Origin of the sequence: Corynebacterium sp. HMSC14B06 (genome assembly GCF_001807075.1) — a bacterium.
Taxonomy (GTDB): Bacteria; Actinomycetota; Actinomycetes; order Mycobacteriales; family Mycobacteriaceae; genus Corynebacterium; species Corynebacterium jeikeium_D.
On sequence record NZ_KV787396.1, the window covers coordinates 280,196 to 298,112 of the forward strand.

The following is a 17,917-nucleotide window of genomic DNA, read 5'->3' on the forward strand; positions in this document are numbered from 1 at the left end:
TTCTGCGTCCGACTGACATGATTGCTTGCGTAGTTGGAATTAAAGGAATCGCCTCCGGAAGAACCTTTTCGCCGAGGCGGTTGAGATTTCATGGAACCCATTACTTCGGTCTCCTTTACCGTATTTTTCGTGAGTCGTACAGGCTAATTGCAGCTTGTACGTAATGGTCATTGCCCGAGTAGTTAGCCTTCGGTGGAAGTGGATACTTCGAGGCCTGAAGGTTTAACTGAGCATTCGAATTGCCCTGAGCAACGAAGTCCTTGACCACTTGACTGCAATAGCTCGCTATCGCGTCGCTGTCCCTGCGGGGAAAGACACAAAACTGCGGTACTGCACGGTGGACATGCGGTTCAACATCTGCAACCGTAATCTGCGCTCGCTTACGAGCCACGGCTTGTTTATTACTTTGAATAATCTGTCGGGATTTCGCTGTAATCTGCGCCGCTCGTTGGTCGAACTGGTTAGCTGAGCTAATTGCTCTATACAGATTCCCTGCAATAACTGACCAGTCCTTTTGCTCGTCAACCCATTCCACATTTGTTCCCTGAGATTTTGCGATTCCTCGATAAACAAGGTTTCCAAATGCAGCCAGGCCGCAGATCCACACTGCCATCGTCGTAAGGCCGAACACATCACCAATAAGCAACCGGGTGAAAACGCTCAACACTGTGATTGCAAGCAAAATCCAAAAAGTCGTCAAGGGCTTGGTACGAACAGAAACTAATTGAACGTTTCCCCAAGCTGGATTCGACCCGAAACCTGCGATGTATTTCTGAATTTCAGCTTGCGATTGTGCCTGATTGAGCACGGTATGCCGACCAGTGTCTGGCGAATATAGCGCCCAGCGGTTCCGTCGATCACCTGCTAAGTGTGTAGCGACAACATCTGCGATTTGACGCTGCTGAGACTCCACGTCGCCGTGCGCACGCGCGCGAAAACTCTCATTAGTCGTTTTCTGAGCTTTGAGGTCATTGTGCGCTTTTACGTATTCAGGTAACGCTAGATTTGCCCATTTCTTGTCCTCAGCTTGCGCGACATTGCTGACACAGTCCTCCCAGATTCGCCTATTCTTCGAATAGTTTTCTGTGATGCGATGCCAAGAACTTACAACTTGACCATGATTAGATCGCTGAAAAGCCTGTGCTTTTGCTCGAGCCTCCGAATCGCGGGTGGACTCAACCCGAGCCTTCTTAGCTGTCGACTGTTGAAGCGTTTGCTTCCAAGCACTCAACTTTTGCTGTGCGCTGGCGATGTCATCATTAACCTCGCTGAGCTCGTCTTCCTTCCCATCAATAAGGTCTGGCAGACGACTTTCCTCTGCATCCAATTGCGCTGGTTCTGCCAGCAACTCATCTACATCGCTGTTGACAAGACGAAAGTCGGATTCGGCTGACTGTAAAGCTCTTTCGGCGTCAGAGAGCAGCGATTTTGCTTGCTTGCGTGCTCTTTCATATTGATCTTTATCAGCATTGTATTGAGCTGTTTCGCGGTCAAAGCGACCGTCATCAATCGGTTTGGGGAATTGCAGTTTGGAATCTTCAAGGCTGTCGATTCGCTGCTGATGACGATATTCATCTTCTACAGATTGCCGGTGAGCATCAGCTAACCGCTGTCGCTCAAAGTAGTCATTGCCGTCATAGTCACGAATCTGCCGATCGAGGTCCTCGGAATACTGCTGCGCGTCTTTAAGCTTTCGCGTCGCATCTTGAATCTGCCCGTCGATATCATCGATCCGGCTTTCCCAGCGCTGCATCTCCAATTTGAATCGACCATCATCAACCGGCTTTTGCAAAGAGTGCAGTCGGTTTTCAGCCTGGTGAAACTCGTATTCGGCTTGCTGCTTGGCCAATCGCGCAGACGATACCCGGTCCCGCGCATCTTCAGCTTGACGACGTGCTGCTGCTAGCCGACCGGAGTAGGAGGCGCGCTTAGAAGCAACAGCATCCAATTCATCATGGAACCCCTGCAGCTCCGAAGAAACTTCATCACGCTGATCGCAGAGAGCTCCGATATGAGATTGATAATTCGAGACCTGAGTTTTCGCTTTGTTGATCTCAGCCTCAAATTTAGACACCTGCGATTGATAATTACGCGTGACACCGTCACTAATTTTCTGGGCCAACTCTGCTGAGGTTGGCGCAACAAAAGACATCATAGGAGAACTCGAAATAGTTACGAATATGGCTGCAGGTTCTCTTTAGTGCTCCTTAATCAGGCGAGTATTTCCCCAGCGGTCGTGGTAGCCCTGGTTGTACGGCGAATTCATCACGGAGAAGAAACGCACAACGTACGCAATGCCCGCTGCAAAGCTTCCGATAAATGGCACCAAAGAATAGAAAAGGTTGATGTTGCGCTTTACCGCGTGGCCAAATCCCATTGGTCGACCATCCGTAGTGATCAAACGCAGGCCAAGGATTTTCTTTCCGAGAGTCTGCCCCATGGCGCCCTCTAGACAAACTTTGTAGGCGAAGCCAAGGATGAACATAAGAATTGCACTAATAATCATGCCTCCAATTACTGCCTCATCACTGCCCGCGGCACTGCCTCCGCCTACAAAAATCACGTAAATCACGAACTGAATGAGACCGATGATTAGCGCATCGATGAGGTAGGCACCAGCCCTTTGTCCCAGGGAGGCATTTGTATAAGTCGGATCTGCCCACTGCTGTTCGTGCAGTGTTACTGGAGCAACCTGAGCCATGCCCGGCTGTACCACCGACTGCTGAAAATGATGGGGCTGTTCAGATAGTTGACCAGCAGCGGATACGGACTGGTATGGCTGCTGATCAGCGACAGGCTGTGTGGGCATAATGTACGGGTTTTCCTGGCCGTACAGGGGCTGCTGCTGCGACAGCTGAGGTTGCTGCTGTTGAGGAGCCCCGAAACCAAACTGTGTGTTGGCCTGTGGCTGGCCACCGGAAACTCCTGCCTGGCCTCCGGCTCTGCGTGGCTGAACGGTGCGGCGAACCGGGTTATTGGGATTCTGCTGATTCATTAGAGGTTCTCTTTCCTTGGAAGGGGTGACGTAAGGATCTAAGTCGCGGAAGAAGACAAGAGAAGTGAACTTGGAAACAATCCTTGCCCTTGTTGATTCCTCAATTCCTTGCGACTTTCACTCCTTAGAGGACGCCGCGGGTCAAAATGTTCCTGACGAACGCTAAAAACTTTTTCTGATTTGGATTTCAAAGCCAGATACCAAAAAGACGAAGACTGCCCCATACGCGTTCTTGCTGCACGTTGGCGATGTTAGAAGGGGCGGAGAAACGACGAATCCCGCCTTTAACCAAAGACGGGATTGTTTGAGGCTAGGAGCCCTGAGATGTTGTCTTAACCAGCGTCATGCCGCGATACCACGCCAGCGATTGTGGAAGCAGGCATAGGACAAGAGCAATGATTGACAAAACGAGATAACAAGTGAATTCCCACCAGTAATAGAACCCGAAGTGGTAGTCAAAAACAAAGAAAGGTACGTCTATAACAAAGATCATGGCGTCGTTAATCAGATTAAGACCTGGTACCAGTGCAGCTGTCAGTAAAAGACCAATTTTAAGTCGACGATACATTCCAGAACTTGTGAATCCGCTGACCAAGGTCATGACGATTATTCCCAGAATTGCTACCCGGGAAAATATGTTTATTACCACCTTCAAAAACATAAACCAGGTCGATTCAGAATATTCGAGACTTTGAACAAAGGTAAAGACTCCATCACCAATCCAGAAAACTGCTAATCCGGCCAACGTCACGATAGCGGCCTGAATAGTCTTTGGTATACGTACCCACACGTCTTTAAGCGTTGCTTCCGGCGCTAGTGGTTGCACCGGCGCAAACGTCGTGGTGACTGTCCGCATGATTACGCTGTTGTGGGATACCGAAGACACGGTCGGAGTCATGTCACCGACAGCACCGTGACCACGCGGAGCATCAACACCTCCCTGCCCTAAGGCATTTAGCCCATGGGAGCTTCTCGTTGTCGCCAAATCCGCTAAGAAATCCGTCGTTACCTCCGGTGGCGAAAAGGGACTCTGCAAGGCCTGGTCATAGCGCTGTTTTTTGCTCTCATCTGCGAAAATTGCAACTACATAACCTGCAAGTTCTTTCTTTTCGGCATCCCAACTTTGAGAGTCGGTACTGTTAATCTGCTGTTGAATTTTGTTAGCTACAACAGCTCCGGGCTGGCTAGGATCCACCGCAAAAACTGCGTATAAATCAATCCCGCTCATTTGGGAAGGCCTCCTCTTCTAGTCACGGCAATCTTTGCCGCACACAAACACTCATGGGGTTCATGTATTAGAGGAGACCGAGCACCGAAATGTTCCCGGCTTTGCCGAATTAGGAATTAAGCCTAACTGGTTGTCTCTCCAGAAAGCGCCTACAAAATCGAGTGAATGCCTAAATTCCCAAAACTGACTTAGCAATCAGGAAGTAGATGATTAGGCCGGAGGCATCGACAAGCGTGGTAATGAATGGGTTGGCGAAGACCGCCGGGTCAATGCCGAACTTCTTACCAATCAGCGGCATAATGCCGCCGACAGTGGCAGCGAGAGTACAGATACCCAGCAGCGTCAGGCCGATAACGAGGCCTATGTCCCAACCATAAACCAACCCCGCCAAGAGTAGGCCGAGAGTACCCAGCAGCAGGCCGAGGAACGCACCAACTCTCACCTCTCGGAGTATGACCTTGAAAAGGTCGCTGGGTTGAACATCCCCTAGTGCCAGCGCACGGGTAATAGTAGTGGCAGCCTGGTTGCCAGTATTGCCACCAGTACCAATCAGCAGCGGCACGAACACCGAAAGAACCACCATCTGAGACAGAGTCTCTTCGAAGGTTTCCAGGACTTGCACGGTCAATGTCGCACCAATAGCCAGTACAAGCAACCAGACCACACGGGAGCGGACGATCTCAAAGATCGGCGTAGCAAGGTAAGGCAAACGCAGCGGCTCAGAACCTGAAATACGAGCTTGGTCCTCGGAGTCTGCTTCCTCCAGAATCCGGAGTGCGTCGTCCACCGTGAGCAGACCGATAACGCGCTGCTCGCTATCGACGATCGGTAAAGCTAAGCGCTTACGATCGGCGCACATGCGAGCCACCTTCTCCTCAGACTCAGTAGCCTCTGCGTAGTCTGCTTTCCGCAAAATTGCCGCAATATGGATATCACTGCTGGCACGCATCAAATCACGAAGACTTATCACGCCCACCAGTCGACGATTCCGATTCGACACCGGCAACGTGTAGATGGATTCCGCATCATCCAAATGGTTATAGACCGTCTCCAAGGCCTCGCCCGCCGTCATATCGTCATGAAGTGACACCAGCTCCGGGCTCATCCGACGCCCAATGGAACCGTCGGGGTAACCGAGGACGATGTTGGTCAGCTCTCGCTCATCATCCGGTAGATTGGCGAGCAGTTTTGCAGCGACAGACGCAGGCAGCTCGTCGAGCAGTTCTGCTCGATCGTCCGGTTCCATCTCCGCGAAAACTGCGGTGACTTCAGGATCACGGAGGCTGTCGATTAGGTGCGCCTGCAGCGCTGAGTCCAACTCATCGAAGGTTTCAACCGCCGTGTCTTTCGGCAGTGTGCGGTAGAACAGCGCACGTTCCTCATGGCTGAGGCGGCGCATCCTTCGAGCGGCAGCTTTGGGCTCAACATCAATTAAGAGCCGCGACAATGTCGCCACGTCGTGTGAGCGAAGCGCGGACTCGAGATCTCGATCATGAAGGGTTCTGGCGTTGCCCATGATCCAGCATGCCTCCCGCTGCTCTCACCTGGTACCGGCTGTACCGACCTCTTTTGAGCATACCGGCAAGCACGAGGTTTAACCCCACAGAGCACGAACCTGACCGCCATGTTGCGGCTCCAAGCTCTGGCCAAACCAGGCCAGCCGCAAGCTAGGAACAACCGTAAAGATTGTTCTAGACCCGCATCCTCTGTACAAACTTTTCAAAACTGCCATCTACCCTAAAACTCTCATCCAAAAGCGGATTAGATGCGTGATCCTTATCATAACGAACATAAATAGCCAGATCTCGGTTGTCATTTATCAACATTGCCTGACCTCCATAACCGAACTCGAAGGCTATAAAACCAGGTAACTCATACTCTCTATAATTTGGCCACGATTCTCGGTAAGCATCGACTCGCTCAATCCATGACTCAACGCCAATATAGACATAATTTGTACATAATTGTGCAGCTACTGAGGGAACCTCAACATTTGGAATACCGTGAAGGATATCTTGACTGCAATCCTTAGAGGTCATTGGTATCAACGTGGGGCGCTTTAGAAGTCAACGAAGGTCGCACCCCCTCAATGTCCGGGCCTTCGTACAAGCGAACATCATGAGGCTCGGCCGGCTCTTTTCGACTACCGTACCAAATACCTCCAGTACAGATCGCCAAACTTAGTACAGCTACCCCAATCAGCATACTAATGTTGACTACACCAATTCTGTTAATTTGAATCTTAATCCAGCCGGCCATTACAGCTATTATCTTCACCAGAAATCTTCCTCTCCGGACAAAAGAGAATACAATCTATGACGCCAGTATCCAGCAATTCGATCGCTTTTCTCACTAGTCCAGTGAGTGCACTCTACCTCGATTAGATAAGATCTATCCTCAGGGTATATATCTGTTCGATAATATTTTTGATAACCTGTCTCTGAGTAATCAGAATAAGAGAAGGCAAGGTAATCAGGTATTTCCACCTTGACATACCCATCAAGCGCTTCTGCACCAGATAAGTGCTTATCAATTAGCTCTCGGTCGAACACAATCGTATAGACCTGATTAGCACATCCTCCATCTAAATAAAACTCGGACGAATAGCCGTCCACCTTTTCTCCCGCTAGACGTGGCGTATTACTCTCGGATTTTTCATTGGTTGCATGACTGAAAACCCGCAAATATGGAGGAATTTGATCAGAAATATCCCGAGGCATTCCTGGCGGAGTAAATGCATAGTCGTCCGCCTGGGACGCCTCCGAATAAGCAACTGCACCTGAGCCGAGGAGCATTCCGGCGCAGGCCAAAAGAACAACTTTACGACGCTTGTTCAAAATGGCCTTCTTAGATCGCGATCTCTCCGAAGCCTGTTTGTTTCCAATCTGGTTGTCAGGACGTGGGCGATCTTCAGACGCCTGAGCGCGTGGGCGATCCTCCAAGGACGATATGGAATCGCTGCTTATCACCAGCCGTTGGGGCTTTCTACCGGGAATTGGACTCATCATGCTTGATAGAGTCCGCGCGCAACCAAAAAGTTCCCTGTTCATACGAAATTTTTCAGTCTTTTCGGGAAAGAGCCTTAGCGGCAAAACTCGTGGGTTATTCGCAGAACATGATGTTGTCGAACGCCTTCACCACTTGACTCCGAATCAGCGGCCAGGCCGTACACACTCCATCTCGCACAGGCACAGCACTTAGCTGTAGAGCCTCTCATATAACCGAGACACCAAGTAGAAGACAGCTAATCCGTACTCGCCCATATAATCGTCCCAAGACGCACACAAGCCAAAATCACACCAATTGCTCCGCAGGTCAGACCTGCCCCATAAGCGTCGTTGTAAGCGCACACTACGGCGATAACCCCAAAGATTATGCCGACCACGAGAGACACAACGGATATAACCCCGATAGTCATTCCCTTTCGGAGTTCGTAGTAGTACAGTTCGGTCACCTCGTTTACTTCATGAGTCGCCAAATGGCTGGTCAATAACAGCTCTTCTAGTTCTTCATTATCCAATTCCCCGGCTACGAACAGATCTTGAAGTTCTTCACCAGTTTGATCCTCGTATTGCCGAATATGCCTAAAGATATACTCTTCTAAGGTAAGTCCCTCGTCCTCAGCGGTTTGCTTGAGCAGCAAATCGATGAAATCGTTCTTGAGCGGTAACTGGCTTTCCACTGTGCCTCCTGGTCAACGTGATAATCAACCACCGACGGACCAAATATCGCTTCCAATCGCATTGAAGCACGTCTCTAATAGCCGGTGTTCACGTATTAGAGGGCCTGCGCAATGAAAAAGTTCCGAAGAAGGCGCACCAGATTCCGGAAAGCCATCTGCATCAGGCACAAACAAAACCCCCGCCACAGAAAACACTTGCGTGTTTCCCGCGGCGGGGTTCTCGTCGTAAAGCCCTAGCTGATTGCTCAGCTATCGGGTCTTACTTAGCCTTCTCGACGATCTCGAGCAGGCGGTAGTGCTTGTCCTTGGAGAGCGGACGGCACTCTTCGATGCGGACGCGGTCGCCCACGCCAGCCTCTTCGTTCTCGTCGTGCGCCTTGACCTTGGAGTTCGTGCGCATGATCTTGCCGTACAGGGCGTGCTGCTTGCGGTCCTCGAGCTCGACAACGATGGTCTTCTGCATCTTGTCGGACACGACGTAACCGGTGCGCACCTTACGTGCGCCAGCCTCGGTGGTGTTCATGTTTTCCTCACTCATGCTGCATCACCATCGGTTGGTGCAGCAGACAGGCCGAGCTCGCGCTCACGCATAACGGTGTAAATGCGAGCAATATCCTTGCGGACAGTGCGGAGACGGCGGTTGTTGGTCAGCTGACCGGTAGCGCTCTGGAAACGGAGGTTGAACAGCTCCTCCTTAGACTCCTTGAGCTTGGCAACCAGGTCATCGTTATCCAGCGAGCGAAGCTCGTGGGCGGGAATGCCGTTCGACATCAGTACTGATCCTCCTTCCGAACGATTCGGGTCTTAATCGGCAGCTTAGCGCCTGCGCGCTTCAGTGCCTCGACGGCAACTGCCTCGTCCGGGTAGGACATCTCGAACATGATGCGACCCGGCTTGACGTTTGCAATCCACTTCTCGACTGGGCCCTTACCGGAACCCATACGAACACCCAGCGGCTTCTGGGTCAGCGGACGGTCCGGGAAAATCTGAATCCAGACCTTACCACCACGCTTGACGTGGCGGTTGATGGCAATACGCGCTGCCTCAATCTGACGGTTGGTGATGTAGGCCGGCTCGAGAGCCTGGAGACCGTATTCACCGAAAGTCACCTTGTTGCCGCCCTTGGACATACCAGAACGGGTCGGGCGGTGCTGGCGACGGAACTTAACGCGCTTCGGGATGAGCATGAATTAGCCCTCCTTCTTCTCAGATGCACGCTGACGACGCTTGCCACCGCGACGCGGGCGGTCGTTGCCGCGACGCTGGCGGGCGTTGCCGGCGTTGATCTCGGACTCGCGACGGCCACCGATCACGTCACCCTTGTAGATCCACACCTTGACGCCAATGCGGCCGAAGGTGGTGTGAGCCTCGTGGGTGCCGTAGTCGATCTCCGCACGCAGGGTGTGCAGCGGAACGCGACCCTCGTGGTAGCGCTCGGTGCGGCCCATCTCGGCACCACCGAGACGACCGGAGCAGACAACCTTGATGCCCTTGACGTGCGGCTGACGCATTGCAGACTGGATAGCCTTGCGCATTGCACGACGGAAAGCGACACGGTTGGCGAGCTGCTCAGCGATGGACTGAGCAACCAGCTTCGCATCCGCGTCAATGTTCTTGACCTCGAGGATGTTCAGCTGAACCTGCTTGCCGGTGAGCTTCTCGAGCTGGCCGCGGATGCGATCAGCCTCGGAGCCACGACGACCGATAACGATGCCCGGGCGTGCGGTGTGGATGTCCACACGCACGCGGTCACGGGTGCGCTCGATAACGACATCGGAGATGCCGGCGCGCTCAAGACCGGTGGACAGCAGATCGCGGATCTTGATGTCCTCGGCCAGGTAGTCAGCGTACTGCTTGTCGGCGTACCAGCGGGACTTCCAGTCGCTGGAAATACCGAGGCGAAGACCGTGTGGATGGATCTTCTGTCCCACTATCGGTCACCTTCCTTCTGGCTCTCGACGACCACGGTGATGTGGCTGGTGCGCTTGCGGACGTGGAAAGCACGGCCCTGCGCACGCGGGCGGAAGCGCTTCATGGTCGGTCCCTCGTTGGCGTAAGCCTCGGAGATGACCAGAGTACGACGGTCCAGGCCGAAGTTGTTCTCAGCGTTTGCAGCTGCAGACGCAACAACCTTGGCAACTGTATCGGCAGCACCCTGCGGGGCGTACTCCAGGATGTTAAGTGCCTCGTCGACGGACTTACCGCGAACGGTGTCCAGGACGCGACGTGCCTTCATCGGAGTAACGCGGACGAAGCGCGCAGTTGCGCGTGCAGAAGTAATGTCGTTGCTCATGGCTTATCGACGTCCCTTCTTGTCATCCTTGACGTGACCCTTGAAGGTCTTGGTCGGGGCGAATTCGCCCAGCTTGTGGCCGACCATAGAGTCATCCACGAACACCGGCACGTGCTTGCGACCGTCGTGAACGGCGAAGGTGTGGCCGATGAAATCGGGGAGAATCGTGGAGCGGCGAGACCAGGTCTTAATGACCTGCTTGGTGCCCTTCTCGTTCTGTGCATCGACCTTCGCGAGGAGGTGCTCATCGACGAACGGGCCCTTCTTAAGGCTGCGTGGCATTCTCAGTTCCCTCCTTAGCGCTTCTTATTCTTGTTGGTACGACGGCGACGAACGATCAGCTGGTCGCTTGGACGGTTCGGCTTACGGGTGCGGCCTTCCTTCTGGCCCCACGGGGAAACCGGGTGGCGACCACCGGAGGTCTTACCCTCACCACCACCGTGCGGGTGGTCGACCGGGTTCATGACAACACCGCGGACAGTCGGGCGCCAGCCCTTCCAGCGCATACGGCCGGCCTTGCCCCAACGGATGTTGATCTGATCCTGGTTTCCGACCTCACCGACGGTTGCACGGCAACGTGCGTCGACGCGACGGATCTCAGAGGACGGCATACGCAGAACTGCGTACTTGCCTTCCTTACCGAGAAGCTGAATAGAAGCACCAGCAGAACGTGCCAGCTGTGCACCAGCGCCTGGCTTGAGCTCCACGCAGTGAATAGTGGAACCGGTCGGGATGTTGCGCAGCGGCAGGTTGTTACCAACCTTGATGTCGGCATTAGCGCCGGACTCAACGATGGCACCCTGCTTCAGGTTCTTCGGAGCGATGATGTAGCGCTTCTCACCGTCTGCGTAGTGCAGCAGTGCGATGTTGGCGGTACGGTTCGGGTCGTACTCGATGTGAGCGACCTTTGCCGGAATGCCGTCCTTGTCATTACGACGGAAGTCGATGACACGGTACTGGCGCTTGTGTCCGCCACCCTTGTGGCGAGTGGTGATGTGACCGTGAACGTTACGGCCACCAGTCTTCGACAGCGGGCGCAGCAGAGACTTCTCAGGAGTCGAGCGAGTAATCTCGCTGAACTCGGAGACGGAGCTCTGGCGGCGACCCGGCGTAGTCGGCTTGTACTTACGAATAGCCATACTTTTGCTCTTCCTTAACTTCCTCGTCGGCTAGCGGCTAAGCTGCCGAACCGCCGAAGATGTCGATGGGATCGCTGCCGGCCGCGAGAGTCACGTAGGCGCGCTTGGTGTTCTTGCGCTTGCCGTAGCCGGTGCGGGAACGCTTGCGCTTGCCCTCACGGTTGAGGGTGTTGACGGAAGCGACCTTGGCACCGAAAATCTCCTGGACCGCGATCTTGATCTGGGTCTTGTTAGCGTCGGTGTGGACCAGGAACGTGTAAACGCCCTGCTCCATGAGTCCGTAGGACTTCTCAGACACTACCGGTGCAACAATGATGTCGCGGGGATCTGCGATGGTAGCCATTACTTCTCCTCCTTACCGGCGGTGCGAGTGATGAAGTCATTGAGTGCCTGAACGGCGAAGATGACGTCATCGGCCTTCAGAACATCGTAGGTGTTCAGCTGATCCTCAGACAGGATGTGGACACCTGGCAGGTTACGAACCGACTTCCACGAGTTGACGTCCTCGCGCGGCAGAACGACGAGCACGTTGCGGCGCTCAGTCAGACGCTCGACAAAAGTACGAGCTGCCTTGGTGGACGGGGTCTGGCCTGGGACCAGTTCCTCGACAACGTGGATGCGGTCGTGGCGAGCACGGTCAGAGAGTGCGCCGCGCAGAGCAGCTGCAACCATCTTCTTCGGGGTGCGCTGGCTGTAATCGCGAGGCACCGGGCCGTGGACAACGCCACCGCCGGTCCAGTGCGGAGCACGGATCGAACCCTGACGAGCGCGACCGGTACCCTTCTGGCGCCACGGCTTGCGGCCACCGCCGCGAACCTCACCGCGGGTCTTGACCTTGTGGGTGCCCTGGCGAGCTGCTGCACGCTGTGCGACAACAACCTGGTGCATCAGGGCGATGGACACCTCCGCGTCGAACACGGAAGCAGGAAGCTCAACCGAACCGTTCACGCCGCCTTCAGCGGTGTGTACGTCTAGCTTGAGGTTGGTCATGCGTGAGCACCACCCTTCGTGGCAGTCTTAACAACCAGCAGGCCGCCGCGTGCACCCGGAACTGCGCCCTTGATGAGCAGCAGGTTCGCGTCAGCGTCAACCTTCTGGATCTTCAGGTTCTGGGTCGTGACCCGGTCGTTACCCATGCGGCCTGCCATGCGCTTGCCCTTGAAGACGCGTCCTGGCGTGGCGCAAGCGCCAATGCCACCAACACGACGGTGAGCAGCCTGGTTACCGTGAGCGGCACCCTGGCCAGCAAAGCCGTGGCGCTTCATACCACCGGCGAAGCCGTGGCCCTTAGAGGTACCAGTGACGTCGACGTACTCAATTTCGCCGAAAATGCCGACACCAACGGACTGGCCGACCTCGTAAGAGGAAGCGTCCGGGGTGCGAATCTCAACGCTGTGGCGACGCGGGGTCACACCGGCCTTCTTGAAGTGGCCGGCCTCCGGCTTGTTGACCTTACGCGGGTCAATTTCGCCGTATGCAATCTGGACGGCGTCGTAGCCGTCGGTTTCCTTAGTGCGCACCTGAGTCACTACGCACGGCCCAGCCTCAACGACGGTAACCGGAACAACGCGGTTCTCCTCGTCGAAGATCTGAGTCATACCGAGCTTCGTGCCCAGGATGCCCTTGATCTCGTTTTCACTCATTTATCTTGTCTCCGCTACCAAAAGTCCAGGATCACTGAATGTTCACATCGACACTTGCCGGAAGGTCAATGCGCATAAGTGCATCGACGGTCTTCGGCGTTGGATCGAGAATGTCGATCAGACGCTTGTGAGTGCGCATCTCGAAGTGCTCGCGCGAGTCCTTGTACTTGTGCGGCGAACGGATAACGCAGTAAACGTTCTTTTCGGTTGGCAACGGCACCGGGCCAACGACGCGTGCACCCGTACGGGTAACGGTCTCCACGATCTTTCGCGCAGAAGCGTCGATAGCCTCGTGGTCGTAGGCCTTGAGCCTGATGCGGATCTTCTGTCCGGCCACGCTTGTCCTCTCCTCGGTCGGCGCGCCCCAATTAAAGGGGCGTCGACCCTGTCAATGTTTCTCGACGCCGTCAGCAACTATGGCCAGCGCCAGAAATTAAAACTGGGTTGTGCATTACTTCAAAGCGATTTCGTCTTCGATCGTCATGGCAAATTAACTTATGGCCATGACCCGAGCGGACGAATAACGCCTTGCACTCAAATCCCAGTGGAAAACAAGTCCCCCTCGTGGGGCTCTTCATTTGCCTACTGCCGCTGTTAATTTGCCATGCCACCTCCGACCCCCGCGGTCGGGCGTGTCGCCCGTTTTTCTCCGTGAGGCACGATCGGGAAGAAACTTCCCTACGTGGTCATGCTCGCCTTACCATAGGCGCTATGTCCAATTTCGTACTGGTTCCCAGCTGGGCCTGATACAACAATTGGCGCGAACGCCTTTGTTAAAGCAACCTCCGTATTAAAGCACGTCCGGGCTACGAATGTAAAATCACGATTCCAAAGTGCAACGTACATCACCCCCATTACGGCACAGTCGGCTTGACGACGGCTATTGCGTCGCCCCCACCCCGTCTAGTGTCGGGTATGTACAGATACAAAAAATCCCGACTTCCGCTTACGCGGAGTCGGGATTCTTCTAAGACTTAAGTTAAAGCACTTCCCCTATGGGGAGAAACCTTACTTAACGATCTTGGTAACGCGGCCAGCGCCGACGGTGCGGCCACCCTCGCGGATAGCGAAGCGCAGGCCCTCGTCCATTGCGACCGGCTGGATCAGCTTGACAGACATGTCAACGTTGTCGCCCGGCATGACCATCTCGACACCTTCCGGCAGGGAAACGACGCCGGTGACGTCGGTGGTGCGGAAGTAGAACTGCGGACGGTAGTTGTCGAAGAACGGGGTGTGACGGCCGCCCTCATCCTTAGACAGGATGTAGACGGAACCCTCGAACTCGGTGTGCGGGGTGTAAGCGCCCGGCTTAGCAACGATCTGACCGCGCTCGATGTCCTCACGCTTGGTACCGCGGAGCAGCAGACCACAGTTGTCGCCAGCCTCAGCGGAATCCAGCAGCTTGCGGAACATCTCGATACCGGTAACGGTGGTCTTCTGGGACTTCTCCTTGATGCCCAGAATCTCGACCTCGTCGTTAACGTTCAGAACGCCGCGCTCAACACGACCGGTAGCAACGGTGCCGCGACCGGTAATGGTGAAGATGTCCTCAATCGGCATCAGGAACGGCTTGTCGGTCTCGCGAACCGGATCCGGGATGTTCTCGTCGCAAGCTTCCATCAGCTCGACGATGGAGTTGACCCACTTCTCTTCGCCCTCAAGAGCCTTCAGAGCGGAGATGTGGACGATCGGAGCTTCCTCGTCGTAGTCCTGCTCAGCCAGCAGCTCGCGGACCTCCATCTCGACGAGCTCGATGATCTCTTCGTCGTCGACCATGTCGCACTTGTTCAGCGCAACGAGGATGTACGGAACGCCAACCTGGCGAGCCAGCAGAACGTGCTCGCGAGTCTGCGGCATCGGGCCGTCAGTAGCAGCGACAACCAGGATTGCGCCGTCCATCTGAGCAGCACCGGTAATCATGTTCTTGATGTAGTCGGCGTGGCCCGGGGCATCGACGTGAGCGTAGTGGCGCTTCTCCGTCTGGTACTCAACGTGGGAAACGTTGATGGTAATGCCACGTTCCTTCTCTTCCGGTGCCTTATCGATGGCATCGTAAGCGAACGACTCGTTCAGGTCCGGGAACTTGTCAGCCAGAACCTTGGTGATAGCGGCGGTAGTGGTGGTCTTACCGTGGTCAACGTGACCAATGGTACCGATGTTGACGTGCGGCTTCGTACGCTCGAACTTCGCCTTTGCCACTTTTAGTCCTCCTGGAGGTCTAGGTGGCCACGACTCTCGCAGCCACAATTTTGTGGTCACTCAATCCGCCTTCACAACATCAGAAGCCTTCAAGCTGTTCGCTTACGACTTCGGAACGTGCGCGCGCAAAAGAGCACTATTCTTTCACTGTGCCAGTTACTCGATACTAGGGCAGGATACTGGAGTTTTCCAAACCAGACCAACCCCCTAGTTAAGGGTGGGTAACGGCCAGCAACTCACATCGTCATTTACCTGCATAAATGCTAGATATTTGAGTTGCGATTTAAAATCGCCCAACGATATGAATTGCGAGCAGCTACCCCCTAGAGCTTGCCTGTGCTAACACACGCCAACAGTCTGACGATGTCTTAGCACAGTCAAAGCTAGAGGGAATCTACTAAAGCTGCAGACCCTCGCACTGCGTTCCCTAAAAAGAGCGACACTGCAGTGCGTGCAGGGATGGGGTCAGCTCTGATTGAGTGCCCCACCCTGCCGGCGCGATTTAAGCGCCGGTACGAGCTGCAATGATCTCCTCGGCCACGGAGGACGGAACCTCAGCGTAGGAGTCGAAGATCATGGTGTAGTTAGCGCGACCCTGGGTCTTGGAGCGCAGGTCACCAACGTAGCCGAACATCTCGGACAGCGGAACCAGAGCCTTGACAGCCTTGACGCCGGTGCGGTCTTCCATGGAGTTGACCTGGCCACGACGGGAGTTGATGTCGCCGATAACTTCGCCCATGTACTCTTCCGGAGTAATGACCTCAACGGCCATCATCGGCTCGAGCAGGACCGGCTTAGCCTTCTGAACAGCTTCCTTCATAGCCTGCTGACCAGCGATCTTGAAGGCCATTTCAGAGGAGTCAACTTCGTGGTAAGCACCATCGAGCAGGGTTGCCTTGATGTTCACCAGCGGGTAGCCAGCGAGGGTACCGTACTGCATTGCGTCCTGAATACCAGCGTCGACAGACGGGATGTATTCCTTCGGAACACGACCACCAGTGACCTCGTTGACAAACTTGTAAGTGGTGGACTCGCCCTCTTCCACCTCGTCAGTAGCCGGAGCGTACGGCTCCAGAGCAATAATGACGCGGGCGAACTGACCCGAACCACCGGTCTGCTTCTTGTGGGTGTACTCGAACTTCTCGACCGGCTTGCGGATGGTCTCGCGGTAAGCAACCTGCGGGTTACCGATGTTTGCTTCAACCTTGAACTCGCGCTTCATGCGGTCAACCAGGACGTCGAGATGGAGCTCGCCCATACCGCCGATAACGGTCTGGCCGGTTTCCTCATCCAGGTGAACAGTGAAGGTCGGATCCTCTTCAGCCAGACGCTGAATAGCGGTACTCAGCTTCTCCTGGTCGGCCTTGGACTTGGGCTCAATAGCAACGTCGATAACCGGATCCGGGAAGGACATGGACTCCAGAACAATCGGAGCATCCTGTGCACACAGGGTGTCACCGGTGGTGGTGTCCTTCAGACCAATGAAGGCGTAGATGTTACCTGCCACTGCCTCGTCAACAGGGTTCTCCTTGTTGGCGTGCATCTGGAACAGCTTACCGACGCGCTCCTTCTTGTCCTTGGTGGCGTTCAGGACCTGCTGACCAGGCTCCACGCGACCGGAGTAAACGCGGACGAAGGTCAGCTTGCCGAAGAACGGGTGAGCAGCAATCTTGAATGCGAGAGCGGAGAACGGCTCATCCTTAGACGGCTTACGGACCATTTCGACGTCCTCGTCGCCCATCTGGTGGCCGTGAACTTCACCGATGTCCAGCGGATTCGGCAGGAAGTCAATGACAGCGTCGAGCAGCGGCTCAACACCCTTGTTCTTGTAGGCGGTACCACAGTAGACCGGGTAGACCTCAGAGTTCAGGACCATCTTGCGGATGGCACCCTTGATCTCGTCCATGGTCAGCTCTTCGCCACCGAAGTACTTCTCCATGAGCTCCTCGTCGGACTCAGCGACGGTCTCAATGAGCTTCTCACGGTACTCGTTAGCCTTGTCGACCATGTCCGCCGGAATCTCCTCGACCTGCGCAGGAGTACCGATCTCAACCTTGCCCGGCCACATGAGGGCCTTCATCTCCAGCAGGTCAACAACGCCGTCGAAGTCATCCTCAGCGCCAATCGGCAGCTGCATAACCAACGGCTTAGCACCGAGGCGGTCAACGATGGTGCCAACGGTGTAGTAGAAGTCAGCGCCCAGCTTGTCCATCTTGTTGACGAAGCAAATACGCGGGACATCGTACTTCTGAGCCTGACGCCAAACCTGCTCAGACTGCGGCTCGACACCTTCCTTACCGTCGAAGACTGCGACGGCACCGTCGAGCACACGCAGGGAACGCTCAACCTCAACGGTGAAGTCGACGTGGCCCGGGGTATCGATGATGTTGATCTGGTTGTCGTTCCAGAAACAGGTCACAGCAGCGGAGGTAATGGTAATACCGCGCTCCTTCTCCTGCTCCATCCAGTCGGTTGTGGACGCACCATCGTGAGTCTCGCCGACCTTGCGGTTAATACCCGTGTAGTACAGGATGCGCTCGGTCGTAGTCGTCTTACCAGCATCGATGTGCGCCATGATGCCGATGTTGCGGACCTTGTGGAGGTCCTTCTTTACGGGAAGTGCACCTTCAGCCACTTGATTCCCCACTCGTTTCAAATCGGTTTGGCGGTGAGACTCAATCACGGGATTGCAATTGGCCGTCAAATCCGCCGTCGGTCGGGTTTGCTTTATCTATAAT

Annotated in this window: 20 protein-coding genes; all 20 read right to left on the bottom strand. The window is 54.8% G+C overall.

From position 1 onward, the window contains the following. Positions 1–115 precede the first annotated feature (115 nt). Positions 116–2,155, bottom strand: a complete 2,040-nt coding sequence (locus HMPREF3130_RS09860) for a coiled-coil domain-containing protein (protein ID WP_070429865.1) — start codon at positions 2,153–2,155, stop codon at positions 116–118. Between the two features lie 42 nt (positions 2,156–2,197). Beyond that, on the bottom strand, positions 2,198–2,995 hold the full coding sequence (locus HMPREF3130_RS09865; protein WP_070429866.1) for an RDD family protein: 798 nt from the start codon (positions 2,993–2,995) through the stop codon (positions 2,198–2,200). Positions 2,996–3,305: 310 nt separating this feature from the next. Beyond that, a complete protein-coding gene (locus tag HMPREF3130_RS09870) occupies positions 3,306–4,223 on the bottom strand; it encodes a hypothetical protein (protein ID WP_070429867.1) in 918 nt (305 codons plus the stop codon). A 169-nt stretch (positions 4,224–4,392) separates the two neighbouring features. Further along, positions 4,393–5,739: a magnesium transporter gene (gene mgtE, locus HMPREF3130_RS09875; protein WP_070429868.1), complete on the bottom strand. Its 1,347-nt coding sequence runs from the start codon at positions 5,737–5,739 to the stop codon at positions 4,393–4,395. A 175-nt stretch (positions 5,740–5,914) separates the two neighbouring features. Further along, the gene (locus HMPREF3130_RS11285; protein ID WP_141737808.1) at positions 5,915–6,262 is read right to left on the bottom strand and encodes a hypothetical protein; all 348 of its coding nucleotides are present in this window, start codon (positions 6,260–6,262) and stop codon (positions 5,915–5,917) included. Between the two features lie 234 nt (positions 6,263–6,496). Continuing rightward, positions 6,497–7,231 carry a hypothetical protein gene (locus tag HMPREF3130_RS11290; protein ID WP_141737809.1) on the bottom strand — a complete coding sequence of 245 codons (735 nt, stop codon included), beginning with the start codon at positions 7,229–7,231 and terminating at the stop codon, positions 6,497–6,499. 236 nt (positions 7,232–7,467) lie between these two features. After that, positions 7,468–7,905 carry a hypothetical protein gene (locus HMPREF3130_RS09880; RefSeq protein WP_070429869.1) on the bottom strand — a complete coding sequence of 146 codons (438 nt, stop codon included), beginning with the start codon at positions 7,903–7,905 and terminating at the stop codon, positions 7,468–7,470. A gap of 259 nt (positions 7,906–8,164) precedes the next feature. Further along, the gene (rpsQ, locus tag HMPREF3130_RS09885; RefSeq protein ID WP_048760623.1) at positions 8,165–8,443 is read right to left on the bottom strand and encodes a 30S ribosomal protein S17; all 279 of its coding nucleotides are present in this window, start codon (positions 8,441–8,443) and stop codon (positions 8,165–8,167) included. Further along, positions 8,440–8,676, bottom strand: a complete 237-nt coding sequence (rpmC, locus tag HMPREF3130_RS09890) for a 50S ribosomal protein L29 (RefSeq protein ID WP_005509851.1) — start codon at positions 8,674–8,676, stop codon at positions 8,440–8,442. Before rpmC ends, rpsQ begins: the two co-directional genes overlap by 4 nt. Next, positions 8,676–9,092, bottom strand: a complete 417-nt coding sequence (gene rplP, locus HMPREF3130_RS09895) for a 50S ribosomal protein L16 (RefSeq protein ID WP_049170015.1) — start codon at positions 9,090–9,092, stop codon at positions 8,676–8,678. Before rplP ends, rpmC begins: the two co-directional genes overlap by 1 nt. A 3-nt stretch (positions 9,093–9,095) precedes the next feature. Further along, a complete protein-coding gene (rpsC, locus tag HMPREF3130_RS09900; RefSeq protein ID WP_005509954.1) occupies positions 9,096–9,836 on the bottom strand; it encodes a 30S ribosomal protein S3 in 741 nt (246 codons plus the stop codon). Next, positions 9,836–10,198, bottom strand: coding sequence for a 50S ribosomal protein L22 (gene rplV / locus HMPREF3130_RS09905; RefSeq protein WP_070429870.1), 363 nt, complete (start codon positions 10,196–10,198; stop codon positions 9,836–9,838). The genes rpsC and rplV overlap by 1 nt, the downstream gene beginning before the upstream one ends. Positions 10,199–10,201: 3 nt before the next feature. Continuing rightward, on the bottom strand, positions 10,202–10,480 hold the full coding sequence (rpsS, locus tag HMPREF3130_RS09910) for a 30S ribosomal protein S19 (RefSeq protein ID WP_005509882.1): 279 nt from the start codon (positions 10,478–10,480) through the stop codon (positions 10,202–10,204). 14 nt (positions 10,481–10,494) lie between these two features. After that, entirely contained in the window at positions 10,495–11,337 is an 843-nt protein-coding gene (gene rplB, locus HMPREF3130_RS09915) for a 50S ribosomal protein L2 (RefSeq protein ID WP_016422056.1), read from the bottom strand. Between the two features lie 37 nt (positions 11,338–11,374). Then, entirely contained in the window at positions 11,375–11,680 is a 306-nt protein-coding gene (rplW, locus tag HMPREF3130_RS09920) for a 50S ribosomal protein L23 (protein WP_005509869.1), read from the bottom strand. Continuing rightward, positions 11,680–12,327, bottom strand: coding sequence for a 50S ribosomal protein L4 (gene rplD / locus HMPREF3130_RS09925; RefSeq protein ID WP_070429871.1), 648 nt, complete (start codon positions 12,325–12,327; stop codon positions 11,680–11,682). Before rplD ends, rplW begins: the two co-directional genes overlap by 1 nt. Beyond that, positions 12,324–12,980 (bottom strand): 50S ribosomal protein L3, encoded by a 657-nt coding sequence (gene rplC / locus HMPREF3130_RS09930; protein ID WP_070429872.1) that lies wholly within the window; start codon positions 12,978–12,980, stop codon positions 12,324–12,326. The genes rplD and rplC overlap by 4 nt, the downstream gene beginning before the upstream one ends. A gap of 31 nt (positions 12,981–13,011) precedes the next feature. Further along, positions 13,012–13,317 carry a 30S ribosomal protein S10 gene (gene rpsJ / locus HMPREF3130_RS09935; protein WP_003938093.1) on the bottom strand — a complete coding sequence of 102 codons (306 nt, stop codon included), beginning with the start codon at positions 13,315–13,317 and terminating at the stop codon, positions 13,012–13,014. Positions 13,318–13,988: 671 nt separating this feature from the next. After that, complete coding sequence (gene tuf / locus HMPREF3130_RS09940) at positions 13,989–15,179, bottom strand: elongation factor Tu (RefSeq protein ID WP_016422054.1); 1,191 nt, start codon at positions 15,177–15,179, stop codon at positions 13,989–13,991. A 502-nt stretch (positions 15,180–15,681) separates the two neighbouring features. Then, entirely contained in the window at positions 15,682–17,814 is a 2,133-nt protein-coding gene (fusA, locus tag HMPREF3130_RS09945; protein WP_080985608.1) for an elongation factor G, read from the bottom strand. Positions 17,815–17,917 lie beyond the last annotated feature (103 nt).